The sequence below is a fragment of the Bacillus stratosphericus genome, from assembly GCF_020524495.1.
GTDB classification, from domain to species: domain Bacteria; phylum Bacillota; class Bacilli; order Bacillales; family Bacillaceae; genus Bacillus; species Bacillus stratosphericus_B.
On sequence record NZ_JAIVLB010000006.1, the window covers coordinates 50,869 to 75,626 of the forward strand.

Below are 24,758 nucleotides of genomic sequence, written 5' to 3' on the forward strand. Positions count from 1 at the left end.
TTCAGGTTCAAAAAAACCCTAAGCCTTGGCAGCTTAGGGTTCTCCAAAAGAAGCAGCAGCACATTCTGCTCATTTTAGAACCCTTGTCAGCCTCACTGGACTTATTTTAAAAGGTTTTCTGTATTCGATTCATTTGACTCGTCTCCCTCTACCTTTTGATGCGGTAGCATCAGGTTTAACAGGACGCCCGTAATCGCAGCGAATGCCATTCCGGATAATGTGAGATTGATTTGTTTCACCTCAATGAATGCCCCGCCAATTCCAATAACTAAGATGACAGATGCGATAATGAGATTGCGCTTTTCTTCAAAGTTCACTTTATGATCAATCAGGATTCTCAGGCCGCTCGAGGCAATGATTCCAAAGAGAAGGAACGAAACACCTCCCATGACTGCGGACGGAACTGTACTGATTAATGCTGAAATTTTCCCAACAAAGCCGAAGCAGATCGCAAACACTGCTGCTCCTGCGATGACGAAGATACTAAACACTCTGGTGATGGCAAGTACGCCAATGTTCTCCCCATAAGTCGTTGTTGGTGGTCCGCCAATGAGTGAAGCGAAGATGGTCGCCGCACTGTCTCCTAAAATGGAGCGGTGAAGTCCTGGCTTTTGAATAAAATCTTGCCCTACGACCTTGCTTAATACCACTTGGTGGCCAATGTGCTCAGACATGGTCACAAAGGCAACCGGCACCATCACTGTGAGAATGCTCAAGGTGACAGCAGGTGTATAGTCGACAAATGGTACGACAAATTCTGGTACAGCAAACCATTTTGCGTCAATGACCGGCTGGAAATTCACGATGCCTTGTGTTAAGGCAAAGAGATAGCCGCTGATAATACCGATTAATACTGGAATCAGGCTAAGGAACCCTCTGAGAAAAATCATGCTGATAATGGTGACAGCCAGTGTAAAGCCGGCTACCATTAAGTGCTTTAGGCTGTAAACAAGCTCAGTCGCATTCGGATCAACATACATTGCCATGTTGACAGCTGTTCCAGCTAATCCGAGTCCAATAACCATAATAACTGGTCCGACAACGACCGGCGGCAGAAGCTTCATCAGCCAGCCTGTGCCTAACCATTTAATGAATAATGCAATGAGGGCATAAGCCACACCCGCCATGAAGGCACCAACCATTGCAGCTCCTGGGCCACCTGAGGCTTTGACATTCAGTATGGGGGCGATAAAGGCAAAGGACGATCCAAGATACGCCGGAATTTGTCCTCTAGTGATGATTAAGTAAACAATGGTTCCAACACCACTTGAGATGAGCGCAACGGCTGGACTCATGTCAATGATTTTTGGTACAAGAATGGTCGCACCAAACATGGCAAACAAATGCTGGAGGCTAAGTGATAGCCATGTGAACGGTTTTGGGATATCTCGAATGCCTAAATTGGCTTTTTGCTGACTCATGATTTTTCCTCCTAGATGTGTCCTTTTTCATTAAAAAAGCCTCTTTGCGAGTATGCGCAAAGAGGCTGGCCTAGAAAAACCATACACGCCATGTAGCCGTGTGAGTGGTGTCTCTGTTATTGTCCTCTTTGCAAACTCTCTGGAATGCATTTAAAAAGGTTATTTTTCATATATAGCGACAAGATCGTTTTGATCTACTTCAACGAGCTGAACCATGACCTTTTCTGCTTTTGATGTCGGAATATTTTTCCCAATATAATCCGCTCGAATGGGCAACTCACGGTGTCCTCGATCGACTAGAACAGCAAGCTGAATGGAAGACGGTCTGCCTACATCCACGAGCGCATCCATTGCTGCTCTTACGGTTCTTCCCGTGAACAGAACATCATCCACGACAATCAGTGTTTTGTCATTAATATCAGCTGGGATGTCTGCACCCTTTACAAGCGGGTCTTGATTGTCTGTCTTTTTTGTCAGGTCATCACGGTATAGTGTAATATCAAGTTCACCTACAGTAACTGGATTTCCTTCAATTTGCTCGATGCGCTCTGCAAGGCGCTTTGCAAGATGAATGCCTCTTGTCTTGATTCCCGCAAGGATGACATCCTTCATCCCTTTGTTGCGCTCAATCATTTCATGTGCAATTCGGGTAAGCGCTCGTCTTATCGCTTGTTCATCAAGAATGACTGCTTTTTGTTCCATCTTTCACACCTCTTTTTGACAAATAAAAAGCCCCTTCTGCAAAGGGCAGAGAGGGGCTTTCATTTGTGCATACACGTGTACAAATGAATCCGTTATCCTTCTCAGCCTCTCTGGACTGTTTTAAAGAATCTCCATTTCTTCGTTTATTATTTCAGAAAAAGAACTGCCTGTCAATCGTTATTTCTTAACGAATCGATAAAAGTTTGCATATCAGCTGGAATTGGTGCTGTGAACTCCATGTATTCTCCTGTTCTAGGATGATCAAATCCTAAAACCCCTGCATGCAGCAGCTGTCCATTGAAATCGACTGTTTTTCTTGGACCATATTTCGGGTCTCCTGCAAGAGGATAGCCAATATATTTCATATGGACACGAATTTGGTGTGTTCTTCCTGTTTCAAGACGGCATTCTACAAGGGTGAAATCTTGAAAGCGTTCAATCACGTCAAAATGAGTGACCGCCTGCTTTGCGTTTCCTTTTGTAACGGTCATGCTTTGGCGGTCTTTTTTGTCTCTACCAATTGGTGCGTCAATTGTTCCTGTATCATGCTGGATGATGCCATGGACAACTGCGGTGTATTTTCTTGTCACACTCTTGGCAACCAATTGATTGACGAGTGATTCGTGCGCCACATCATTTTTAGCAACCATTAAGAGACCAGACGTATCCTTATCAATCCGGTGGACAATTCCAGGTCTCATGACGCCATTAATGCCTGATAAGTCATTGCAATGTGCCATGAGACCATTGACAAGCGTTCCTGACACATGACCTGGTGCTGGATGAACGACCATACCTCGTGGTTTATTCACCACTAGTACGTCTTCATCCTCATAATAAATATCAAGATCCATCGGTTCTGCTTCTACATCAAGTGCTTCTGGATCTGGAATCTCCACTTTGATTTGATCTTCAGCCTGGACTTTATAATTGGCTTTTACTTGCTTCCCATTTACTTCGATCTGCCCGTCCTTGACCCACTGCTGGACTTGGGTTCTTGACCATTCTGGTTTTGTCGTGCTTAAAAATTTATCAAGCCGTTCACTCGTATGTTCTTCTGAAACGGCAATGTTTATTTGATTCATGTAGTTGACTCCTTATTTTTCTTTCCATCTAACAGCATTTGAATGAAGAGGAGAATAACCCCTACACATAAAGAAGAATCTGCAATGTTAAAAATCGGGTAATGATAATCCCAAAATACGAAGTGAGCGAAATCAACCACTTCCTGACGGAAAATGCGGTCGATAAAGTTTCCAATCGCTCCGCCAAGCATTAAGGCTAACGCTACACCAAGCAGCTTATCCTTTTGTCCATGCTTTTGCAAGTAATAGATAATTCCCGTAATAACAACGAGTGTAATCACATAGAAAAACCACATTTGCCCTTGGAGAATGCCCCAGGCGGCTCCTGAATTTCGGTGAGACGTAATATAAAAAAATCCATCAATTACTGGAATAGAATCTCCAAGTATCATATTTTTGACAATGAGCCATTTTGTTAATTGATCTAAACAAATTATAACGAATGCGATTATGTAATAGAACACACACGTTCCTCCATCTTCATACTTTGATCTTTAAGCATTTTATCAAGAAAACAGGAAGGAGTAAAGAAACTTTCATTGACAGACAAAAACCTCCCTACATGTGGAAGGCTTCAAAATGAGAATCATTTGATTCATTAGGATAAGGGGTGAATGTTTTTTTCTCGTATTGCTTATAATATAAAAAGTCGTCAGTTGTGCGGGCTGTAGGAAGAATACGCATTTGTTCAAACGGAATTGTGTGACCTGTTATCTCACATATGCCATAGGTTCCTTGCTCTATTTTTGCAATAGCGAGTGAAACATCTTGCAGCTCTTCTTTTATGTGATAAAGAATCGTTGTCGTTTTCGCTTGATTTAATGTGATATGTTCAGCGGGTGAACGAAATGATGCATATTCAAACAATTTGGATTGCAGTTCTTCTTTCATTTGAAGGAGTTCCATGTAAATCGTGTCTAGATCGCCATTCATGTCGCTATTTCAACTCCTGCCCTGTCTTGATAATCATATTGTTGCCACGACTGTTCACTTTAAAGCCATAAGATTTTTCCTTTCGTTCTAAACACTGTCATTTTCTTAAATAAAAAACGCCCCACGTATTGCGGGGCGCTAGTTGGTGTTGTCACACTGTTAATTCTGGTAATATTTCTCCACGATTTCAGCATTTTTAAGCGACAATGTTGGGTATTTTGGATTTGCACCAACATCTTTTGAAATAATGCGAGAACGTTCGCACAGTTCTCCTTCTGCTTTTTGAACAACAATACGTCCTGATGTGTATTCATGCGCTGATGCATCTGCATTCTGCTCATCTTCTACCGTTAATTCTGATATGATAAAAAGCTGCTTGACATCTTCTTTAATGGATGCAAGAAGGTCTTTTACTTCATCTGTCGCATAAATCGTCACACTTGCTTCAAGTGAACGTCCAATGACTTTCTCGTTACGCGCATTTTCTAGTGCTTTAAGAACATCATCACGTACTTCCATAAAGCGGTCGAACTTCGTTTCTGTCGCTTCTGCTTGAGGAACTGTTACACCTTTTGGCATATCTGTTAACTGAACACTTGGCTCTTCAACAAAGCTTAAGTGACTCCATAATTCATCAGCTGTGTGCGGAAGAATTGGTGCAGTCAGCTTCACTAACGCCATTATTGTTTCGTAGAAAACAGTTTGCATGCTGCGGCGGTCCGGATGATCAGCATGCTCAATGTACACCACATCTTTTGCAAAGTCGAGATAGAATGAGCTTAGCTCAATCGTACAGAAATTGTGAATTGCATGATACACGACAGCAAATTCATAATCATCAAATGCTTTTTTCACTTTATCAATCAATTTGTTTAATTTGATCAAGATATATTGATCCACTTCACGAAGCTCTTCTACTGGCACTGTATTGACAGCTGGATCAAAGTCAAATAAGTTACCATGCAGGAAGCGGAAGGTGTTACGAATTTTACGATATACTTCTGCTACTTGTTTTAAAATATCATCAGATACTGGGTGATCGGCTTGATAGTTAACAGAGGACACCCATAGTCTAAGAATCTCCGCACCTAGCTGCTTAGCCACCTTCGTCGGATCAATCGTATTGCCTAATGATTTACTCATCTTGCGCCCTTCTTTATCAAGCGTGAAGCCATGGCTTAGGACACCTTTATATGGTGCTTTTCCAGTGATAGCAACCGCTGTTGATAATGATGAGTTAAACCAGCCGCGATATTGGTCAGAGCCTTCAAGGTAAAGGTCTGCTGGACGGACAAGGTCATCTCTTTCTTCTAAAACGGCTTGGTGAGAAGAGCCTGAATCAAACCATACATCCATGATGTCTTGTTCTTTTGTGAATTCGCCATTTGGACTACCTGGATGCGTAAAGCCGTCTGGCAATAATTCCTTTGCTTCTTTTTCAAACCAAATATTTGAACCGTGTTCTCTAAATAATTGAGATACGTGCTGAATCGTTTCATCTGTGATAATTTGCTCACCATTTTCCGCATAAAAAACCGGAATTGGTACGCCCCATACACGCTGTCTTGAAATGCACCAGTCACCTCTGTCACGCACCATATTAAATAGGCGTGTTTCACCCCATGCTGGCATCCATTTCGTTTTTTTAATATTGTCTAATAAAGCTTCCCTGAAATCTTTAATGGAAGCAAACCACTGAGCGGTCGCACGATAAATTGTTGGCTTTTTCGTTCTCCAGTCATGCGGGTAGGAGTGTGTGATAAAGTCGAGCTTTTTCAGTGCGCCTTTTGCTTCAAGCTGTTCCGTGATGGCTTTATTAGCATCCTCGTAGATTAGCCCTTCAAAACCAGACGCTTCTTCTGTCATGACACCCTTTTCATCTACTGGACATAACACATCAAGACCGTATTTCATACTGACAATAAAGTCATCTTCCCCGTGACCTGGTGCTGTGTGAACACAGCCTGTTCCTGCATCAGTTGTCACGTGGTCGCCGAGCATAATGAGAGAATCTCTACCGTAAATTGGATGCTCTGCCACGATATTGTCTAATTCTTTTCCTTTTAGTGTTTTCACGACTTCGTATTCATCAAAGCCAATTGTTTTTACCACTTGTTCAACTAGCTCAGATGCGACGACATATCGCTCAACTCCGACTTTGAGCACACTGTACTCTAGGTTTGGATGAACACAGATACCAACGTTTGCAGGAATCGTCCAAGGTGTTGTTGTCCAGATGATGAATTGTTCACCATTTTTAAGTAAGCCTTTCCCATCTTTCACTTTAAATGATACGTAGATGGATGGTGAGCGCTTGTCTTTATATTCAATTTCCGCTTCTGCTAGTGCTGATTCACTTGAAGGTGACCAGTTAACAGGCTTTAGCCCTTTGTAAATATAGCCTCTTTTCGCCATTTCACCAAAGACAAGAATTTGCTGCGCTTCGTATTCAGGCTTTAATGTCACATATGGATTGTCCCAGTCTGCTCTTACGCCTAATCGTTTGAACTGATTGCGCTGACCTTCGATTTGTTTCCAAGCATACTCTTCGCATCGTTTGCGGAATTCTGCTGTAGACATTTCTTTTCGTTTCACTTTTTTATTTTTAGTGAGCGCTGTTTCGATAGGTAAACCGTGTGTATCCCAGCCCGGTACGTATGGTGCATGGAACCCGTTCATTGATTTAAAACGGACAATAAAATCTTTCAAAATTTTATTGAGTGCGTGTCCCATATGAATGTCACCATTCGCATATGGAGGTCCATCATGCAAAATAAAAGTAGGGCGTCCTTTTGTCCGCTCTAAGACCATTTGATAGATATCTTTTTCTGCCCACTGCTCTTGAATTTCAGGCTCTTTGTTTGGCAAATTCCCTCTCATCAGGAATTCTGTTTTTGGCATTAATAAGGTGTCTTTGTAGTTCATACCCATTCCTCCATATGCAAATTCGTATTAAAAAAAACAATAAAAAAAGCCCTCTCATCCCTAAGGGACGAGAAGGCTTATCTCGCGGTACCACCCTTTTAGACAAGCGATATGAAACAGTCGCTTATCCACTCTAAAATCGTAACGTGATCAGACGCCTTTTCTTACTGATTCATTTCAGAAAAGGAACTAAAGGGGTGATCTCATTGCAGCGCTTCGTAATTTCAGGCTTCCACCATCCCTGATTCGCTTTATTACACATACAACAACTGCGAGTGTCCCTATCAAACGTTTATCTCTTGTTAATTTATGATGGTATTATATGCAACATGAGCACATCATGTCAAGATGATGCGCTTATTCTTTTTCGTCAAAGACAGCGTCAACTTCATATTCCAGCAAATGATCCCAATCATCATTTTTCAGAAGATCAAGCTGAGCTTCGATGAGCATTTGGAAACGAGTTCTAAAGACCTTCGATTGTTTCTTCAGCTCTTCGATTTCCATCGCAATTTTTCTTGATTTTGATAGCGCTTCGTTGATAATACGGTCTGCATTTTTTTCTGCCTCACGAATAATCAATTTCGCTTCTTTGTCAGAATGACGTTTCACGTCTTCAGCTGCTTCCTGTGCAACAAGAATCGATTTGTTTAATGTTTCTTCAATTGTCGCAAAATGACCTAGTCTTTCATCAAGCTCGTTGACTTTGTCTTCAAGTTCGTTTTTTTTACGAAGCACGATCTCGTAATCTTTACGTACTTGGCTTAAAAACTCATTTACTTCATCTTCGTCATAGCCACGAAAACTTTTTGTGAACGTTTTATTATGAATATCATTAGGTGTTAATGGCAACCTCGCCACCTCCAGATTCAAGTTCGTTATGTCAGAAGCTCAAATGTTACTTTAAATTTATCTTTTTTTGTCTTCCCATCAATTGTTTTTAAGTTAAAGCGGCCATATCCCCGCAATGAAAGCTGATCGCCTTCGCCAATCGTGAAGGAAGGGTCCTCAGTGACTTTCCAGTTTACTTTTACAAGGCCATTTTTGACTAAAAGCTGTGCTTTTTGCCGAGATTGCCGGCTGACTGCGGCACATACAGCGTCAAGTCGCAATGAAGAAATGGTATCTTCTTTGATATCGATCTTGCTGATGACTGGCTTTAAATCCGCCTGGCTAATTTCCTCTAATGAAACGGATGCTCTGCCGACATGTGTCAGCTGCACTTGAACAAAATCGGCTACATCGCTTGTACAAATAAACTGCACAGCGTCCTCTGAAAATAACAGATCACCGAATTTTTGTCGCTTCAAGCCTGTCCCAATAAGTGAGCCAAGGAGCTTCGGGTGTTCAATGGAAATAAACTTTTTCGCATAGTTCACCTGAAAATAAGACAGCTCAGAATCCCGAATAGACGGTTCTAAATAATCGGGATAGATCAGGGCTCTTTTGCGCTCCGCTTCCTCATACCCGCCAAAAAACATGATCCCGAGATCATTAGAATGCTTGATCACGGAATGGGTAAGAAACTGCTCACGCGGATTAAGAAAGTCTGTTAATTTCAAACGATATTGATCCAGTGCAATTTTTTTCCAGTCAAACACTTGATCGACAAATGGCTGTTCGTCTTTTCTAAAATGTTGATAAATATCGCTCATTTTGTTCCCCTTTTATGTAAAAGAGCCTGGCAGTTGCCAAGCCCGGCAGCCTGTTTACATGATTCCGGAAATCATCTGATAAAGACCTCTTAATCCATAATCTGAGGCAAAACGGATCACAAGCAATGCCACAATTGGCGAGATGTCAATCATGCCAATTGGCGGAATAATTTTACGAAATGGTTCTAAATACGGTTCACAAATGGATGCCAAAAATCGGCCAATCGTTGTTTCTCTTGCAGAAGGCACCCATGACATAAAGATGTAAATAATAATCGCGAATGAATAAATCGTTAATGCACTCTGTAAAATCTTAAAAATGTAATATAGAATCACTTTGATTTACCACCTCTGAGGTTCTTCCTCTGTTAATAACTCTGATATTGTGCCAGATACATCCACATTATCAGGTGTGCAGAGAAATATATTCGAGCCAATACGTTGAATGTCTCCACCGATTGCATAAACCGTTCCGCTTAAGAAGTCAATAATTCGCTTTGCTTGATCATGCTGAATGCGCTGCAAATTTACGACGACTGCACGCCTGTTTTTAATATGGTCTGCAATCTCTTGCGCCTCTGCATAAACCCGCGGCTCACTTAACACCACTTTAGAGGATTTCTGCATGCTTTGCAAGCTGACGACATTTTGTTTTCCTGTCTGCGGACGCTCTTGAAATGCCGCTTTGTCTTTTGTTCCTTTTTCTTCTTGAGCTGGTTCTCTTTCTTCATCAATGTATTCGTACTCATACTCTTCGTCATCGAGTGTGAAAAAGCTTTTAAACTTATTTTTTATGCTCATGTCACGCACCTCCTGTTTCATTTCCAACAAGTGAAGAGCCAATCCGAACAAATGTCGCACCTTCTTCAATTGCGATTTCAAAATCGTTTGACATGCCCATCGATAAATGCTCACAAGGTGCATTTACTTGGTTAAGATGTTTCACCTCTTCTTGAAGGCTTTTTAATGTTTTAAAACAGTTTCGAATCACAGCCTGATCATCTGTGAATGGAGCCATTGTCATCAGGCCAGCAATTTCAATATGTTTGAAATCTGCGAGCTGTTTGACAAATGGAGTCACGTCTTCGCTTTGTAAGCCGTGTTTTGACTCCTCAAGAGAGGTGTTCACCTGTACAAAACAGCAAACGGTGTGATCCGCTCTTTTTTCAATTTCATTCGCAAGGGACATTCTGTCAAGCGAATGTAAATAGTCAATTGTCTGAATGACAGATTTCACTTTTCGCGTCTGTAGACTGCCGATGAAATGCCAGCTAATGTTTTCATCAGTTATCGCTGCTTGTTTTTCAAATAACCCTTTGTCACGGTTTTCACCAAAGTGCAAAATTCCAGCTTCCTTGGCTTCTAGTGCTCGTTCAATCGAGACATATTTTGTCACAGCGACGACCGATATCTCTGCTGGATTTCTACCTACTCTTTTACATGCTTCGTTAATTTGTTCATTTATTTGTCTGAAATTCTCTCGTACATTCAATTGCAATTATTATGCCTCCTTAAACCCGACAAAAGACATCATACGTCCTGTTTTCCCTTGATCACGCCGGTGTGAGAAGAAAAGCTGATCGCTGCAGCTTGTGCACATCGAACTGACATGTATGTTTTCTTCTTTTATTCCTACATGAAGCAATACGTTTTTGTTTAATGTTTTCAAATCAATTTTGTATTGTCCTAGCGAAATCTCGGAATACACATAATCTGTTGAAAAAGGAAGCTTTTTTACTTGATCTATGACAACATCATCTACTATGTAGCAGCAGCTGCCAATTGATGGTCCAATGACCACTTGTATATGATCGACCTTGGCGCCTTCCTTACTGCACCATAAACCAATCATTTTTGCGCCAATTTGCTTGACGGTTCCTTTCCAGCCGGCATGAGCCGTTCCAATCAATCCATTTTGCGGAGCTAGAAAATAAAGCGGAACACAGTCAGCGAAGCAAAGAGCGAGCATCATGTTTAGTTCAGAGGTATATAAGCCGTCGGTTCCAGGCAGTGCCTCATGATAATGAAGACTTCCTCTTCCTCTTTGCTCTTTGGTGACTTTCATTATACGGTCCTCGTGTGTTTGGTCAGCAAACACCCAATCAGAGAGCGGCACAGCATTCGCATCTGCTATGACTTGACGATTCATTTTGACACTAGAAGCATCATCTCCTACATGGAGTCCAGTATTCATTGATTGATATGGAGAAAGGCTAAAGCCCCCATTTTTTGTCGTAAATCCGGCTAATACCTCTTTACCAGAACATGTCATGTTCGTCCAATCATGAATGGTCATTGCATAAGGTGATTTCTGCTGAAAGGGGTCATATTTGTATGTCAAAGCTGCCTCCCACCTTTCATTCATCTCTCTTTATATCGCTCCTATTTTACCACAAGACATGCATAGACAGTTAGTGGAATTCATTAAATATTACACTCAAATGTGCCCTTTCTACAGGATTTTTTTCAAATTGATATGAAAACGTAATCTTTTTACCCGAAAAAGACATTTGCTGAGAGTGGAGAGAAGGTTAATAAGGAAATTTCGATAGAGGGTTGGTATGAATTAAGAAGATAACCGGACAAGTATCACATCTTCGCCAATTTTTACTATATTTCGCCATGGGACGATCATTTCCTCTTCTTTTCCGAAAAATCCCATCATTTTACCTGTACCGCCTATAATAATCGCTTGTATTTTACCGCTCGTGACATTAATATCTATGTCACCAATTGTGCCTAGTTTTTTCCCGCTGGACACATCGACAACATCCTTAATTTGAAATTCAGAAATACTGATCATCTATCCTTCCCCGCCTTTCGTTTTCTACTATAATGTGTATGATGGAAAAGCAGGGATGCAGACCAATAGTTTCTCTTATCTACAATTTACATAAGTGAGGACATCCATTCCCCCACATGACTTCAACAGGACATTCAAAAAAGGAAAAAAGCAAGTCGCTTGTCATCATCTGCTTTGTCCTCCCCTTTACAAAAAACTGCCCTAACACTGTCATCTCACCTGACGTTGGAAAGTAATACGAGCACAGCACATTTAATAAAGCGGTTTTCCCCGCACCATTTAATCCACAAAGCATCCAGTGTTCCTGCTTTTTCACCTCCCAGTCGACAGAGACAGAATGACGTAGCCATTTCCCAATTCTTTTTCAAGAAACATCCTTCAAGTCAAGTGATTTTCCCATGGTAAAAATTCTGAATATACAAATAATGAAAGTCTACAGCATATCGGCAAATGCTCATTTCGGTAAACCTTACATAAAAAAAAGCTACTCCTTTTTAGGAACAGCTTTTCTGATCTCTTAAGAGATTTCTATACGTACGCCTTCTGTTATATCAGGATACGTATGCGGGGATGCAAAGACAGCTCCCGGTAATACATCATCAAACGGCTCTTGAAAGTAAATCGAAATATGACCAAGCTCTTTAAAGTTGTCATTTGCTTTTTTGCCAAGTGCTGTGATCGTGTAAGTTTGGTCTCCGACTCGAATGGTTCCTCCTAGTTTGAGCGGCTCTTCTTCTATATGTTCGAACTCATGAATAACGGACATGTCTTTTAATTCCTGCGGTGCTGCTGGTCCAAATAAAACAATCAGCTTTTCTTCTTTAAACTGCGGTACTAATATCCCAATTTCTTTTACAACAGATTGTGTGATCATGTATCTCGATTCCTCCTTTAAGACGTTTAATACATACCGAAGCTGGCAACATATGCGATCATAACAGATAGAATCCCTGTAATGAGACGGCTATACAAAACAGCTGGTACCCCATATTGTACCGTTTCCGGCTTCGCTTCACCAAGTGATAGCCCAACTGGAATGAAGTCACACCCTACTTGACCGTTGATAGCAAATAGTGCAGGAAGTGCAAATTGAGGCGGAATGTTACCTAGTGCAATTTGACTACCAATGAGTACACCGATGACTTGCGCAATGACTGCTCCAGGTCCTAAGACAGGTGATAGAAATGGCAATGTACACACAACAACGAGCAGTAAGAGCCCCCATAAAGATCCCGCCAAAGGTGATAGGAAATGAGCAATTAAATCCCCGATTTTTGTATAATTGATAATTCCTATTAACATACTGACAAATGCCATGAATGGGATGATGTTTTTCAAAAGCATATCAACAGAATCACGACCTGCTTGATAGAACGTGCCAGTTACTTTCCCTATTCCTCTTGAGAATCTCATGAGGAAATCACCTTTTTCCTGACGCTCGATATTTTCCTGTTTTAGCTTTGAATACGTTTCTTTAAAATTCTCTTTGTCAATGGACTCACTGCTTTCTTGACCTTCTGGTTTCGCCTCGCCATCTGATTCTTCCGCATAGGAAATATCTTTTTCTGTCACTCCTGATACGAAGATATCCTCTGTAATATGTTTTGCAAGCGGTCCAGAAGGAGAGGATGCCAAAACATCTACAGTTGGAATACGCTTCATCGGATAAAGTCCAATTCGTGCAGTTCCTCCGCAGTCAATGACAACACACATCATTTCATCTTCTGGAATGGAATTTTTAAAGCCATCACATGCTTCTGTCCCTGTCATTTCCGCGATTTTACGTGCAACTGGGTGAATACCTCCCCCTGTAATGGAAACGACCTTTCTTCTTTTACTGTTTGGTTCAAGCTCTAAGCCAGTTCCCCATCCGCCAGCACCTTTTGCAACAAATACTTTGTGGTTTGTCATGTCTAACCCTCCTCTATTATGAATCCGCTTTCATTTTTCCTGCTAAGTATTTTGTAATCCATTCAGTAATGATTCCTCGAAGTAAAATGACGACGATCCCAACTAAAAAGTAACGAACAGCAAGCTCTGACATTGAATATCCAGCTTCTTTAATCCCATTAGCAATTCCTAGGTAGACAAACAGTTCTCCTGCGTTAGCATACGGAAACAGTGATGTCACCGGATGAACAAATGAAACAGCTGAATCATAGAATGCTGGTTTTTGTTTTTCAGGTAAGAAGCGGCCAAACGTATAAGCCATTGGGTTTGTCAAAATAAGAACGGATAAGATCGGCATTAACGTATAGCGTAAAATGGTATATTTTGCTGCAAACTGGATCGCTCTATTCACTCGCTCTTCTCCAATAAACTTCATCACAGCATAGGTGAAAGTAAGCAACACAACAAGCGTTGGAACGATACCTGTGACAAGACCCATGAATTGCTTTCCGCCGGCTTCAAACATTCCGATAAAGTGCTCCCCAAACCATTGAATCCATTCCATGTTTTATCTCCCCTTTCTTTAGTTCACATTTGTTATATTTTTTTCGAAATCGAGACAAGTGCCTGCTCAGCTGCCATTGAGAGTGCTTGTATGACAGCTGATCCTTTTTTGCGTTTATTCAATGTTTGCTTCATCATATGGTGCTCATCTAGCACAGCACCTACATGCTTGCCTTCATATGAAGGGACTTCCTTAAATTTAGACAAAATCGAGACCCCGCCAAGCACATGACATTTTTGAATGATATACGATTCATCCACAATGATGAGCGCAATGGCCCCAGGACCAAATTTGCGCCGCTCCATTCCTGAAAACAAGTGATAGCCTTTCTTCCCTTTGTAGTCATCAATGAGTGTATCCATGCTTTTACGGTAGTACTTGATTTGAAAAAAAGGTAAGCCATACTGCACAATGAGAATGATACAAAGTACGATTGCTAATTTTTCCATAGCCTCACGTCCTTATGATTGAAATAGATGATCTTGTAATGAACGCAGCTTCCAGACCGTTGTGTTTGAATCAAGTTCTACATCATCATGAGATAGGAATTGTCCTAATTTAATGTCTTTTTTTGCAACCACTTTCCCGCTGATTAAGCCAATTGGAATGTGACCGTTTGTTTTCATGTCTTGATGCGTTACAAGTACACCTCTTACAGAGTAACCACCAATTCCGTCAAGTGTTTCGCCTGCTTTAATATCTCTTTTCGCAACGGCTACCGTTTCTGAAACTGGTACACCAATTGGATGGATGGAAGAATCATGCTGTAAGACCGCTTTTGCGATGGTAACTGGTGTTTCAAGACTCGCTAAGTGGAACGGACGATAAAGCGTGTAGTGAGGACCTTTTCCAACTTTTAAGTAGCGAAGCTCTTCATCTACTGGCTCAAGCTCACTTTTGACGATGACAAAGACGCCTGGTGCAAGTCCATTTACATATTCAACAACTCCGAAGTTATCCAGCACGCCGCCCTGTTGTTTTTGATTCAATTTATCTGCTACATTCTCTAAATTCGCTTCTACTCCGTGCATGCCCACTTTATCTGGCAAAAGCCCTGTCGCATTACTCAATAAGTTCATTTCTGCCATTGTTTTTGTTCCGTCCTGGAACGCAGCCAACATATGCGTACTCATATGTTTACTATCTGCCTCTACTTTACACGTATCTGGATTCGCTTCTGGGAAGAATGGGTTGTTTTTACCTTTCCCAGCAACTAATACTTCAAGCCCCATTGTTTTCGCAAATTCATATAATTCTAGCGTTGCGGCTGGTTCATCTCCAGCTGATCCAGAGTAAACAAGTCCTGTATTCGTGAATAATTTATGCATCACCAAACCAATTGTAATATCGACCTCCACATTTAAAAGAACGAGATGTTTTTTTGAATTAAGCGCTTCCAAAGAAATGTTAGCTCCGACCTCTGGAACACCTGTTGCATCCACAACAACTTCCACGCCATCTGATTGAATCACTTCTCTGTAATCATTTGTGACAACCATTTGATGAGGCTTTGTATGCTGCTTGTAAAAATTCGCTGCCTTCTCTGCTGCATCAAGCTGAATATCACAGACACCTGCTACAATCATGCCTGGAATTTTAGAAATTTGTGAGATGAGTCCAAATCCCATTTGGCCTGCGCCGATAATCCCTACTTTGATCGGGTCGGCACTGCGTTCTCGTGCTATCAACTGTTGATAGATTGACATCTAAATCATCCTTTCAGTTTTTTATGCTTTACAATAGATTGCTAGAAAAAATCTGAAACTTTTAACAAATGTTATTAAAATTAACAAAAATCGATTTATTGTAACATTTGTTATTTTATTTACCATTTGTTATGAATTCAGTTTATATGATGTGTCAACTTTGTGTCAAGCTAAAATAGATGGAATTTTCATTCTTTTTGAGTCTAAAGACTTAAAAAACTACCTATCATATTAGGTAGTTACTTTAATAAGGCATCTCCAGTTCGTTCATCCGTAATTAATACATGAATTAATCCACCCTCTAATACCGCTCGGATGGCTTCTATTTTTGCTTCTCCTCCAGCGACACCAATGACAAGCGGAATTTCTTTCAGCTTTTGCGGGCTTATGCCCATCACCTGGTCGTTCCATGGATGCGGATAAATTTCTCCTTTATAATCAATAAAATTGTAGCAAATGTCACCGGCCACATCCTTCATTTGGAGTATATCCCCCTCGCCGTTTGTCATGTAAGATTTCACCATCGTTGAATGCTGCGGAACCCCGCCTATTCCGACAACGGCAATATTTGATGATTCTCCTAGCTCAATGACTTTTTTTATTGATGGCTGTCTAATCAATACTTCCTTCGCTTCTTTCGTATCAAGCATGACAGGAACATGTAAAAATTCACATTTTGACTTGAGTGCTTCTGTACATCTCGCAATAATATAATTGGCATGGATATCAACATCTTCATTCCCAACCCCTCCGACAAGCGGAACAAATGTAACGGATGGAAAGTGCTGAACAGACGTAAGCGCTTTCGCCATTTCATGTAAAGTTGTTCCTGATGAAAAGCCGATGACTTGTCCATCCTTCATAACTTTTAATAAAAAACCCGCAGCCGCAGCTCCGATTCGACTTTTTGTTGCTTCTTGACTGAGAGATTCAACACATACGACTTCTCGTAGCCCATATTTTCGCTCTATTTTTCTTTCTAACGACCCGTATTGTTGATTGACTTCATCATGAATAATGATTTCCACGATTCCTGCTTCCCGTGCTTTTGCCAAATATTTCGATATGAGCGAACGGCTAACCCCCACAGCTTCTGCAATTTTAGATTGGGTGGCGCCTTCTTCATAATACATATGCGCAACCTTAATAAGCACCCTTTTTTCATCATGGAATGTCATAATAACCCTTCTTTCCGTTTATGTGTTCCTTAACAAATGATATATGAAATAACATTTGTTAGAAACAGATTAAATGAAAAAAATAACAGAGTCAATACTAGAGGCGTGTTCTCTAGAAGAATGAAAAAAGCCGCACATCAAGTGGCGGCTTTAAAAAATGTTTTTATTCATTTGTTTGATGGCTGCTTTTTCAAGCCTTGATACTTGTGCTTGAGAAATCCCGATTTCTTCAGCGACTTCCATTTGTGTTTTGCCTTGGAAGAAGCGTTTTCGAAGAATCATTTTTTCTCGATCATTTAATCTGCGCATTCCCTCTTTTAAGGCCAATTCTTCCACCCATTGTGTGTCTTTGTTCCGTTCATCACTAATTTGATCCATCACATAAATCGGATCTCCTCCGTCATTATAGATCGGTTCAAACAAAGAAACAGGATCTTGAATCGCATCTAGGGCAAAGACAATTTCCTCATGAGGTACTTCTAGCACTTTGGCAATGTCTTCTGCCGTCGGCTCCTTGCTTGTCTCACTAATTAGCCTCTCTCGGACTTGGAGTGCCTTGTAGGCAATATCTCTAAGTGAACGAGACACCCGAATCGGGTTGTTATCACGCAAGTATCGACGTATTTCTCCTATGATCATAGGAACCGCATAAGTTGAAAATCTGACATTGTGGCTTAAATCAAAATTATCAATTGATTTCATTAATCCGATACATCCTACTTGGAAAAGATCATCAACATACTCGCCTCTGTTGTTAAAACGCTGAATCACACTTAAGACCAACCGCAAATTGCCATTGACTAGCTTTTCTCTCGCTGTATCGTCACCTTCATCTTGCAGCTGTCTGAACAATTTTCTCATCTCTTCGTTTTTCAGAACAGGCAGTTTGGAGGTGTCGACTCCGCAGATTTCCACTTTATTTTTGGACACTTTTTTCCCTCCCTACAGGAGCTGTTGTACAAAGTACAGTATCTCCTTGGGATGGAAAAATATGCACGAGCTATGACGAGAAACATGTGAAAAAATGATGATCCCTTTGACAGCACAGGGAAAGAGCTTTCAAAAAATTTTTTTAGACCATTTTATTAAATTCTTTTTGCAATCGTTTAATAATTCTTTTTTCGAGTCTTGAAATATAGGACTGTGAAATACCTAGCATGTCAGCGACATCTTTTTGCGTTTTTTCTTCACCGCCAACTAAGCCGAACCTGAGTTCCATGATCTGCTTTTCACGGTCATTTAATTGCTCTAACGCTTTTTTCAGTAATTTTTTATCTACATTTGCTTCAATATCCCTGGTGATAATATCATCATCTGTTCCAAGTACATCTGACAAAAGCAGTTCATTCCCGTCCCAATCAATGTTGAGCGGCTCATCAAACGATACTTCTGAACGGATTTTATTATTTCGGCGCAGGTACATCAAAATCTCATTTTCAATACACCTTGAGGCATATGTCGCAAGCTTGATCTTTTTTTCCGGATTAAATGTGTTGACTGCCTTGATCAGTCCTATCGTTCCTATACTAATTAAATCCTCAATATTAATACCAGTGTTTTCAAATTTCCTTGCAATATAGACCACTAATCGCAAGTTTCTTTCGATAAGAATAGCCCTTGCTGTTTGATCACCCTTCGGTAATTTGACAAGCAGTTCTTGTTCTTCATCCTTTGATAAAGGAGTCGGCAGTGCTTCACTTCCACCAATATAATAAATTTCATCACTCTTTAGACCTAGCTTCATGAGAAGTTTATACCAGTAGTAAGTGAGTTTAAATTTTAATTTTTTCATCTTCTTCTCCCTTCTAAATGTCAAATTGACCTCGTAAGATAAAAGACATCACCAAAAAACTACGACACCCCTTGTATGATTTTCCCGTCTAACATATCTGGATGAATGATGGATTGAAATTCCTGATCTACTGATAAGCCTCCGAGGCTCATCCCAACAAAACACTTCGATGGTTCGATGATATGCGTTTTTGAATAAATGACGACAGTATCTGGCTTTAAACATAGTAGAAACCCGTGATCATGACCGACGGCACGATATGGAACAAGTCTTAAACGATCGAGCAGTGGAAAACGATCATCAAGCTTCTGCATCACTTCAACAGGATGACACTGTTTCATCAGCTCTAAAAACGGCTCCCCGCAAATAGACGTTAGCTGATCAAGCTGAACGATCATAACAGGTGTTTTTGTCATAGGATCATACAGACGATTGCCAGAATCAACGAGTCCATTTAAGCGAATGGTCTCTCCATCAATGTGTATCTCCACAAGTACTTGTTCATCATACTGTCTTTTTTTCACACCAACCTCTCCTAATCTTTTCTTTGAAAACAGCCAAATGGCTGGAAAGCCAGTTAAAACGAAAAACCAGCTAACGGGATCACCAAATCCATCATTTTGTGAAATAAACAGTCCGTCTTGAATGATTGTATTTGTTTGCAAAAACGAATGAACCCCGATCATGCCTCCTCCCATTAAAAATGTGACAAAATAAAAAACAAACAAGTTTTGAAAAAAGGAACGAAATCTTTGAAAACCAAAGGTTGCAATCACGATCAAGACAGAAAAGAGTAGCTTGCCTAAAGGGTGTGACGCAAACATCGCAAATGGTGTAAAGAGCAAGAGAACCATACTCGATCCAATCAGAGCTCCTAACATATATCGCCATTTTTTCACTTCTCGTTTGAGAATAAATGCAGTGAGTAAGAGAAGCAAGAGATCAAAACAAAAGTTTAACAGCCCAATTACGTCTAAATAAATGACCACCTTCTGCTCCTTTCATCTGAACCAAAGAATCAAAAGCAGTACTTGCACTTGTTTGTACCAGTATAAAACAGTCATCACAAGGAAGTCTGTCAATTCTTGTTGGGGATGATGGAGAACTTTTGATGGATTGTTATTGTTTTTGTCGAGGAATGAGAGTGAGAGAATTGGGTGCAGTGTTCGGTACTAAAAAGACACGCTCCAAAGAGTCGTGTCTTTTGTTGATGGTTACTTCTCATTAATGTTTACTGTTCCTGATGCCTTTTGTCTTGTGACATTTCCATAATCATGTCGCACAATGACTTCAATCAGCACGCCTTTTGCTTCTGCGGTAGATGTAGCCGTACAGTATCCTTTATATGTTCCTTCTGCTACTTCAAGCTTATTCAGCTTTTTTGTTTTTTGGAGCTTTGATCTAGCGCGTGTCAGGGGCATGACAAAGGTTGCCTCTAGCTTTTTCCTGCTTTTAAATGAATCTTAACAGATTCTCCTGATGATAGCTTGACATCTGTTTTTGGGGTCAGCTCAGAAATGTCAGGTGCCTCATGAACATCGATGTCAACTTTTCTAGTCGTTAGTTTCCTGTTACATCTTTCGCTATCACTTCGTATTCTTCCGTTCTTAAACAGCACTCTTGCGGAATACTTCCCATCTTTCATTGTAGCCTTCTTCCCATGGACTTTGACTTTATCAAGATGATCGTCCGCTACTTTTCCTTCCAAAGTGAGCAATTCTCTATTTGATTTTTCTCCATTTTTCAGTGTATCAATGGTCAAAGTTGGTGCTGTTTGATCGATGACAATCTTTACCGGCTTTGATTATTTCGTTGCACCTTTATCATTTTGACTAGGAAGGTGACCTTGTCTTCCTGTTGAAACTGTTTCATTAAACTAGATGAAATCTTTGCTTTTGTTTCTTAGAAGAAACGGCTTCCCCCTAAATGAGGTGGAAGTCGAATTTGATTGAAACCATCCCAAAGCTTGTCATCGTTAACGTACCAATCATCAAAACACTCATAAAACGATAGACGGCGGTTTTACGAAACTTCACTTTTAATAAAATCCCTCATCCCCAAATGATAAAGCAGAGTATAATCCTCATCCCCCTCTTCCCTTTTGCTCATGACAAGATTCATGGTGTTCTATTTAATGTAGTCAAACAAAGTTCATCATTTTGTCGTTTTTTGCAAAGGAATCCAAAAATGATTTTTTGTATTAATATGTATAAGTCAAAATACATATAATAGATTGAGTGACTCTCACATATTTAAGACTTTCCGATCAAAAAAACAACAGGCCACTTTATACTTTTAAACATTAAAAAATCCCCTTCCAATGAAAGGGGATGAGCTATGCTCAATTAGCTTTTGTTGCGGTTACGCAAGAACGTTGGGATATCCAGCGTATCATCGGTTGATTGTGTATTTTGTCTTGGCTGAGATGATGTTTGCTGATGTTCCTCACGTTTGAATTCGCGCTTTTGAGGAATGGATTGATTTTGCTGTAATCCTTGTGCTAATGGATTTCTTTGTGGTTTTGTCACTTCTGGCTCTTGCTCAATAAATCCAGTTGCGATTACTGTCACCACAATTTCATCCTTCAAGTTATCATTAATGACAGACCCGAAAATCATGTTTACATCTTCATCAGATGCAGATGCAACAATATCAGCTGCTTCTTGTACCTCATAAAGACTTAGGTTTGTACCACCCGTAATATTCATGATAACGCCTTGTGCTCCGTCAATCGCCGTTTCAAGAAGTGGTGAAGAAATCGCTTTTTTCGCTGCTTCAGCCGCACGGTTTTCACCTGTTGCCACACCAATGCCCATAAGAGCTGAACCTTTATTGGACATGATTGTTTTCACATCAGCAAAGTCAAGGTTAATCAAACCTGGTGTTGCAATTAAATCAGAAATTCCTTGTACACCTTGTCTTAACACGTTATCCGCTGCACGGAACGCTTCAAGCATCGGTGTGTTTTTATCAACGATTTCAAGTAAACGATCGTTTGGAATCACGATTAAGGTATCAACAGCTTCTTTCATAGAAGCAATTCCTTCAACTGCTTGAAGCTGCCGCTTTCTTCCTTCAAATGTGAAAGGGCGAGTGACTACTCCAACTGTCAAAGCCCCTGAATCTTTTGCGATTTTTGCAATAACAGGTGCAGCACCGGTACCAGTTCCACCGCCCATACCAGCTGTAACAAAAACCATGTCAGCTCCTTTTAATACTTCTTCAATTTGTTCCTTGCTTTCCTCAGCAGCCTTTTTACCGACCTCAGGATTCGCACCTGCTCCAAGCCCTCTTGTCAGCTTAGCACCGATTTGCATTTTCGTTTCTGCTTTTGATAAGTTTAATGCCTGTGCATCTGTATTCACTGCAATAAAATCGACACCCTGTACGTCATTTTCGATCATTCGGTTGACAGCGTTATTTCCGCCTCCACCTACTCCGATTACTTTGATTGATGCTAGGCCGTCTATATTTGTTTCAAACTCCAACATGCTGAATCCTCCTAATCCGTCAAAAATCTAATTCTATTCCCAGAACATATTAAATAGTTTTTTCATTTTGCCCTGTTTTTTATTTGTCTCTTGTTGTGCTTTTTGTTTTACTTTCGGTCTTGGCTGCGCTTCTTTTATTTGTGGTGTAGAAGAAACCGGCTCCATAGATGTGCCTACTTCATAAAACGCCTCATCCGGCATTTGGAATCCAACCTGTCTGCCCTGAATTTTTGCATTGCGATAAGCAAAATGGATCAGACCCACTCCTGTCATATATTGAGGCTCTCTCACCCCAATATAATTAGGACTTGCAATTCTTACATTGTTTTGTAAGACCGTTTGTGAAAGTGAAAGGATACCAGGTATGGCCGCCTGTCCACCTGTTAGAACAAAACCGCCAGGCAAATCATGGACACCCATATTTCTTAACTCTTCTGCCACAAACAACAGGATTTCTTCCAACCGTGCCTCAATGATATTGACCGCTTCAAGTTGTGTATACGTCTGTTTTTGGTCGGTACCAATGACGGAAACTTCAAATGTTTCCTCAGACGATGCCTCATCATAGAACGCATGTCCAAATTGTTTTTTGATTCGTTCAGCTTCTTCCGTTGAAGTTCTCAATCCTATAGACAAATCTTTTGTAATGTTCTCTCCGCCCAAGGGGATACTGTGAGTAGAATAGAGATGCCCGTTTTCAAATACTGAAATCGTTGTAGATCCGCCGCCAATATCGACAAGAGCTACCCCTAGATTTTTTTCATCTTTCGATAATGCTGCTGAGCCCGATGCGAGTGACTGCAGGCAAATATCCATAATTTCAATTCCAGCTCGCTCTACACATCGGAGCCAGTTATGTAGAATCGTTTTAGAACCTGTAATTAACGATCCGTCCACCTCTAGTCGAACGCCAAGCATTTTTTTGGGATCTGTAATCTCATCTCTTCCGTCGACAATAAATTGCCTTGGGATGACGTCTACTACGAGATGTTCTTGAGGAATAGATACTACCTGAGCAGCATCTAAGACACGTCTTACATCTTCAGCATGTATTTCTTTGTTTTCACTAGAAACTGCGACCACGCCGCTCGTATTCTGAATATGAATGTGGTTCCCGTTAATTCCAACAATCGCCTTTTGTAAAGGAAAACCTACCATTCTCTCAGCCTGTTCAAATGCTTGTCTAATAGAATGAACTGTCTCATCTATATCAACAATCGATCCTTTTTTTAACCCCTCTGAAGGGACATTTCCAACACCTATAATGTTAAGCGAATCATCCGCCATTTCTCCGACGATGACTTTTATATTGGATGTACCGATGTCAAGGCTGACGTAAATTTCATTGTTGTTCATTCTATGGCACCTCCTCACATATCAATACTTTCTATTCTATTATTTGCTGAACAACAATACAATGAATGTGTTTTTACAAGTGTGTAACAGAACTTAAAAAATCAACATTTTTTATTAGGATTACTGAAAATATTCGTTACATCATATGTATATCCTTTTTTATGACTCACTTTTTTTCTTTTTTTCTCTAGAAATTGTCCATTTAGTTAGTAGAATTCTTCGAATAACTGCTATATTTTGAAACAACCTAACGCCGAACGCAAACATTCCGACTAAATACAAGTCTACACCAAGATGGACGCCCAGAAAAGCTAAACTTATTGCTAGTATAATATTAAAGAAGAAGCCTGATACAAACACGAGTTCATCGTATGCCCCTTGCAGATGTGCTCGAATTCCACCAACCAAAGTATCAAGCGCAGCAAGCACAGCAAGGGAAAGATAGTTAGAATACTCATTCGGTATCGTAAAATTAGTTAAGAAACCGATCGCAACTCCTATAATTAAACCAAGTACAGGAAGCCACATTAAGATTTTCCCTCCTTTACATCGTCAAGAGGCTTCAATTCGTTTAATTGAATTGCACCGTCATATGCTTTTAAGTGAATTTTTTTCTTCGGCTGACTAATACTCAAGCTGAAATTTTCTTGAGCGAACAAATCGCCAATATCTGTTACATTTAAACGGCTATACAATTTGTCGGCCTGCTGGCTAATCATCTTAATAGTGACGACATCTCCATCTAAGCTGTAGCCATCCATTTTCGTTGTACCATTAATATCTCGAATGACACTTGTATTAATTACTCTGTGGCCATTAATAGAGATATGTTTCGCCCCAAACATATTGGCTTCGTTTATTAATTTTTTGAAAAGGTCAGGAGGAATATTTTTGACTTCTTCTCCGGTCAGATCCTTGGAAAAGAGCTGAGTGATTTCAACTTCAATTCCTTCCCCCACTACCTCTGTAAAACCAGCCTTTTCTTTTAAATCCTTTAACGTTTTTGTTAGTTGTGCTTCTTTTGATTGATCTTCTTGCTTACCATACTTTTTCAGCATCTCGTCATATTTATCAATCTCTTTCAACAAATCCAATTCTTTATTTTTGGAAGCGGATAAATCCTCTCTTAATTCCCAAACATCGCGAGTATCACGAATTTCAGGCTTTTTTAATGAGTTAAATTGGATGGAGACCATCACGCCAAATATCACCATCAAAGCAGTCAAACTAAGTAAAGGCTTTTTTTTCCTCAACAC

Annotated in this window: 28 protein-coding genes, 1 pseudogene and 1 other annotated feature; all 29 genes and pseudogenes read right to left on the minus strand. The window is 40.4% G+C overall.

All coding sequences use genetic code 11. The features are described from left to right. Window positions 1-101 precede the first annotated feature (101 nt). Window positions 102-1,421: a solute carrier family 23 protein gene (locus LC033_RS03665; protein ID WP_226566912.1), complete on the minus strand. Its 1,320-nt coding sequence runs from the start codon at window positions 1,419-1,421 to the stop codon at window positions 102-104. 159 nt (window positions 1,422-1,580) lie between these two features. Continuing rightward, window positions 1,581-2,123, minus strand: a complete 543-nt coding sequence (gene pyrR, locus LC033_RS03670; RefSeq protein WP_226566913.1) for a bifunctional pyr operon transcriptional regulator/uracil phosphoribosyltransferase PyrR — start codon at window positions 2,121-2,123, stop codon at window positions 1,581-1,583. Window positions 2,124-2,293: 170 nt separating this feature from the next. Beyond that, window positions 2,294-3,208, minus strand: coding sequence for an RluA family pseudouridine synthase (locus LC033_RS03675; protein ID WP_226566914.1), 915 nt, complete (start codon window positions 3,206-3,208; stop codon window positions 2,294-2,296). Next, window positions 3,205-3,672, minus strand: coding sequence for a signal peptidase II (gene lspA / locus LC033_RS03680; RefSeq protein WP_226566915.1), 468 nt, complete (start codon window positions 3,670-3,672; stop codon window positions 3,205-3,207). The genes LC033_RS03675 and lspA overlap by 4 nt, the downstream gene beginning before the upstream one ends. 94 nt (window positions 3,673-3,766) lie before the next feature. Then, a complete protein-coding gene (locus tag LC033_RS03685; RefSeq protein WP_226566916.1) occupies window positions 3,767-4,141 on the minus strand; it encodes a TraR/DksA family transcriptional regulator in 375 nt (124 codons plus the stop codon). 159 nt (window positions 4,142-4,300) lie between these two features. Beyond that, window positions 4,301-7,066, minus strand: a complete 2,766-nt coding sequence (ileS, locus tag LC033_RS03690; RefSeq protein WP_226566917.1) for an isoleucine--tRNA ligase — start codon at window positions 7,064-7,066, stop codon at window positions 4,301-4,303. 60 nt (window positions 7,067-7,126) lie between these two features. Continuing rightward, window positions 7,127-7,364 (minus strand) — a binding site (T-box leader). A 59-nt stretch (window positions 7,365-7,423) separates the two neighbouring features. Further along, window positions 7,424-7,918, minus strand: a complete 495-nt coding sequence (locus tag LC033_RS03695) for a DivIVA domain-containing protein (RefSeq protein WP_008344947.1) — start codon at window positions 7,916-7,918, stop codon at window positions 7,424-7,426. A 26-nt stretch (window positions 7,919-7,944) separates the two neighbouring features. Then, window positions 7,945-8,721 carry a YlmH family RNA-binding protein gene (locus tag LC033_RS03700; protein WP_226566918.1) on the minus strand — a complete coding sequence of 259 codons (777 nt, stop codon included), beginning with the start codon at window positions 8,719-8,721 and terminating at the stop codon, window positions 7,945-7,947. A 54-nt stretch (window positions 8,722-8,775) separates the two neighbouring features. Further along, window positions 8,776-9,057 carry a YggT family protein gene (locus LC033_RS03705; RefSeq protein WP_226566919.1) on the minus strand — a complete coding sequence of 94 codons (282 nt, stop codon included), beginning with the start codon at window positions 9,055-9,057 and terminating at the stop codon, window positions 8,776-8,778. 6 nt (window positions 9,058-9,063) lie between these two features. Next, entirely contained in the window at window positions 9,064-9,522 is a 459-nt protein-coding gene (locus tag LC033_RS03710; RefSeq protein ID WP_226566920.1) for a cell division protein SepF, read from the minus strand. Between the two features lies 1 nt (window position 9,523). Further along, entirely contained in the window at window positions 9,524-10,213 is a 690-nt protein-coding gene (locus tag LC033_RS03715; RefSeq protein ID WP_226566969.1) for a YggS family pyridoxal phosphate-dependent enzyme, read from the minus strand. Between the two features lie 9 nt (window positions 10,214-10,222). Beyond that, a complete protein-coding gene (gene pgeF / locus LC033_RS03720; protein WP_376776398.1) occupies window positions 10,223-11,086 on the minus strand; it encodes a peptidoglycan editing factor PgeF in 864 nt (287 codons plus the stop codon). A gap of 201 nt (window positions 11,087-11,287) precedes the next feature. Then, entirely contained in the window at window positions 11,288-11,524 is a 237-nt protein-coding gene (locus LC033_RS03725) for a YlmC/YmxH family sporulation protein (protein WP_008344958.1), read from the minus strand. 184 nt (window positions 11,525-11,708) lie between these two features. Then, window positions 11,709-11,882: pseudogene (locus LC033_RS16780) on the minus strand (ATP-binding cassette domain-containing protein); the annotation flags it as partial. A 159-nt stretch (window positions 11,883-12,041) separates the two neighbouring features. Then, on the minus strand, window positions 12,042-12,398 hold the full coding sequence (locus tag LC033_RS03735) for a PTS glucitol/sorbitol transporter subunit IIA (protein ID WP_226566923.1): 357 nt from the start codon (window positions 12,396-12,398) through the stop codon (window positions 12,042-12,044). 26 nt (window positions 12,399-12,424) lie between these two features. Further along, complete coding sequence (gene srlE, locus LC033_RS03740) at window positions 12,425-13,435, minus strand: PTS glucitol/sorbitol transporter subunit IIB (protein WP_226566924.1); 1,011 nt, start codon at window positions 13,433-13,435, stop codon at window positions 12,425-12,427. Between the two features lie 16 nt (window positions 13,436-13,451). Continuing rightward, window positions 13,452-13,979 (minus strand): PTS glucitol/sorbitol transporter subunit IIC, encoded by a 528-nt coding sequence (gene srlA / locus LC033_RS03745; RefSeq protein ID WP_226566925.1) that lies wholly within the window; start codon window positions 13,977-13,979, stop codon window positions 13,452-13,454. A 32-nt stretch (window positions 13,980-14,011) separates the two neighbouring features. After that, window positions 14,012-14,428, minus strand: coding sequence for a transcriptional regulator GutM (locus tag LC033_RS03750; protein ID WP_226566926.1), 417 nt, complete (start codon window positions 14,426-14,428; stop codon window positions 14,012-14,014). 12 nt (window positions 14,429-14,440) lie between these two features. Continuing rightward, on the minus strand, window positions 14,441-15,685 hold the full coding sequence (locus LC033_RS03755) for an NAD(P)H-dependent oxidoreductase (protein WP_226566927.1): 1,245 nt from the start codon (window positions 15,683-15,685) through the stop codon (window positions 14,441-14,443). Between the two features lie 239 nt (window positions 15,686-15,924). After that, window positions 15,925-16,863, minus strand: coding sequence for a sugar-binding transcriptional regulator (locus tag LC033_RS03760; protein WP_226566928.1), 939 nt, complete (start codon window positions 16,861-16,863; stop codon window positions 15,925-15,927). Window positions 16,864-17,013: 150 nt separating this feature from the next. Beyond that, a complete protein-coding gene (sigG, locus tag LC033_RS03765) occupies window positions 17,014-17,793 on the minus strand; it encodes an RNA polymerase sporulation sigma factor SigG (protein WP_226566929.1) in 780 nt (259 codons plus the stop codon). A gap of 142 nt (window positions 17,794-17,935) precedes the next feature. After that, on the minus strand, window positions 17,936-18,655 hold the full coding sequence (sigE, locus tag LC033_RS03770; RefSeq protein ID WP_226566930.1) for an RNA polymerase sporulation sigma factor SigE: 720 nt from the start codon (window positions 18,653-18,655) through the stop codon (window positions 17,936-17,938). A 59-nt stretch (window positions 18,656-18,714) separates the two neighbouring features. Then, a complete protein-coding gene (spoIIGA, locus tag LC033_RS03775; protein WP_226566931.1) occupies window positions 18,715-19,644 on the minus strand; it encodes a sigma-E processing peptidase SpoIIGA in 930 nt (309 codons plus the stop codon). A gap of 225 nt (window positions 19,645-19,869) precedes the next feature. Further along, a complete protein-coding gene (locus LC033_RS03780; RefSeq protein WP_226566932.1) occupies window positions 19,870-20,076 on the minus strand; it encodes a hypothetical protein in 207 nt (68 codons plus the stop codon). Between the two features lie 14 nt (window positions 20,077-20,090). After that, window positions 20,091-20,417 carry a hypothetical protein gene (locus LC033_RS03785; protein WP_226566933.1) on the minus strand — a complete coding sequence of 109 codons (327 nt, stop codon included), beginning with the start codon at window positions 20,415-20,417 and terminating at the stop codon, window positions 20,091-20,093. Between the two features lie 583 nt (window positions 20,418-21,000). Further along, the gene (ftsZ, locus tag LC033_RS03790; RefSeq protein ID WP_226566934.1) at window positions 21,001-22,146 is read right to left on the minus strand and encodes a cell division protein FtsZ; all 1,146 of its coding nucleotides are present in this window, start codon (window positions 22,144-22,146) and stop codon (window positions 21,001-21,003) included. Between the two features lie 33 nt (window positions 22,147-22,179). Then, a complete protein-coding gene (gene ftsA, locus LC033_RS03795) occupies window positions 22,180-23,502 on the minus strand; it encodes a cell division protein FtsA (RefSeq protein WP_226566935.1) in 1,323 nt (440 codons plus the stop codon). A gap of 159 nt (window positions 23,503-23,661) precedes the next feature. After that, window positions 23,662-24,030, minus strand: coding sequence for a small basic family protein (locus LC033_RS03800; RefSeq protein ID WP_226566936.1), 369 nt, complete (start codon window positions 24,028-24,030; stop codon window positions 23,662-23,664). Then, complete coding sequence (locus tag LC033_RS03805; protein WP_226566937.1) at window positions 24,030-24,755, minus strand: DUF881 domain-containing protein; 726 nt, start codon at window positions 24,753-24,755, stop codon at window positions 24,030-24,032. Before LC033_RS03805 ends, LC033_RS03800 begins: the two co-directional genes overlap by 1 nt. Between the last annotated feature and the right edge of the window lie 3 nt (window positions 24,756-24,758).

Bases quoted from the DNA above. Each gene is read 5' to 3' on its own strand.
- LC033_RS03665 (WP_226566912.1), bottom strand. From the start codon at position 1,421: ATGAGTCAGCAAAAAGCCAATTTAGGCATTCGAGATATCCCAAAACCG.
- pyrR (WP_226566913.1), bottom strand. From the start codon at position 2,123: ATGGAACAAAAAGCAGTCATTCTTGATGAACAAGCGATAAGACGAGCG.
- LC033_RS03675 (WP_226566914.1), bottom strand. From the start codon at position 3,208: ATGAATCAAATAAACATTGCCGTTTCAGAAGAACATACGAGTGAACGG.
- LC033_RS03685 (WP_226566916.1), bottom strand. From the start codon at position 4,141: ATGAATGGCGATCTAGACACGATTTACATGGAACTCCTTCAAATGAAA.
- ileS (WP_226566917.1), bottom strand. From the start codon at position 7,066: ATGAACTACAAAGACACCTTATTAATGCCAAAAACAGAATTCCTGATG.
- LC033_RS03700 (WP_226566918.1), bottom strand. From the start codon at position 8,721: ATGAGCGATATTTATCAACATTTTAGAAAAGACGAACAGCCATTTGTC.
- LC033_RS03710 (WP_226566920.1), bottom strand. From the start codon at position 9,522: ATGAGCATAAAAAATAAGTTTAAAAGCTTTTTCACACTCGATGACGAA.
- pgeF (WP_376776398.1), bottom strand. From the start codon at position 11,086: ATGAATGAAAGGTGGGAGGCAGCTTTGACATACAAATATGACCCCTTT.
- LC033_RS03725 (WP_008344958.1), bottom strand. From the start codon at position 11,524: ATGATCAGTATTTCTGAATTTCAAATTAAGGATGTTGTCGATGTGTCC.
- LC033_RS03735 (WP_226566923.1), bottom strand. From the start codon at position 12,398: ATGATCACACAATCTGTTGTAAAAGAAATTGGGATATTAGTACCGCAG.
- srlE (WP_226566924.1), bottom strand. From the start codon at position 13,435: ATGACAAACCACAAAGTATTTGTTGCAAAAGGTGCTGGCGGATGGGGA.
- srlA (WP_226566925.1), bottom strand. From the start codon at position 13,979: ATGGAATGGATTCAATGGTTTGGGGAGCACTTTATCGGAATGTTTGAA.
- LC033_RS03750 (WP_226566926.1), bottom strand. From the start codon at position 14,428: ATGGAAAAATTAGCAATCGTACTTTGTATCATTCTCATTGTGCAGTAT.
- LC033_RS03755 (WP_226566927.1), bottom strand. From the start codon at position 15,685: ATGTCAATCTATCAACAGTTGATAGCACGAGAACGCAGTGCCGACCCG.
- LC033_RS03760 (WP_226566928.1), bottom strand. From the start codon at position 16,863: ATGACATTCCATGATGAAAAAAGGGTGCTTATTAAGGTTGCGCATATG.
- sigE (WP_226566930.1), bottom strand. From the start codon at position 18,655: ATGAAAAAATTAAAATTTAAACTCACTTACTACTGGTATAAACTTCTC.
- LC033_RS03780 (WP_226566932.1), bottom strand. From the start codon at position 20,076: ATGCCCCTGACACGCGCTAGATCAAAGCTCCAAAAAACAAAAAAGCTG.
- ftsZ (WP_226566934.1), bottom strand. From the start codon at position 22,146: ATGTTGGAGTTTGAAACAAATATAGACGGCCTAGCATCAATCAAAGTA.
- ftsA (WP_226566935.1), bottom strand. From the start codon at position 23,502: ATGAACAACAATGAAATTTACGTCAGCCTTGACATCGGTACATCCAAT.
- LC033_RS03800 (WP_226566936.1), bottom strand. From the start codon at position 24,030: ATGTGGCTTCCTGTACTTGGTTTAATTATAGGAGTTGCGATCGGTTTC.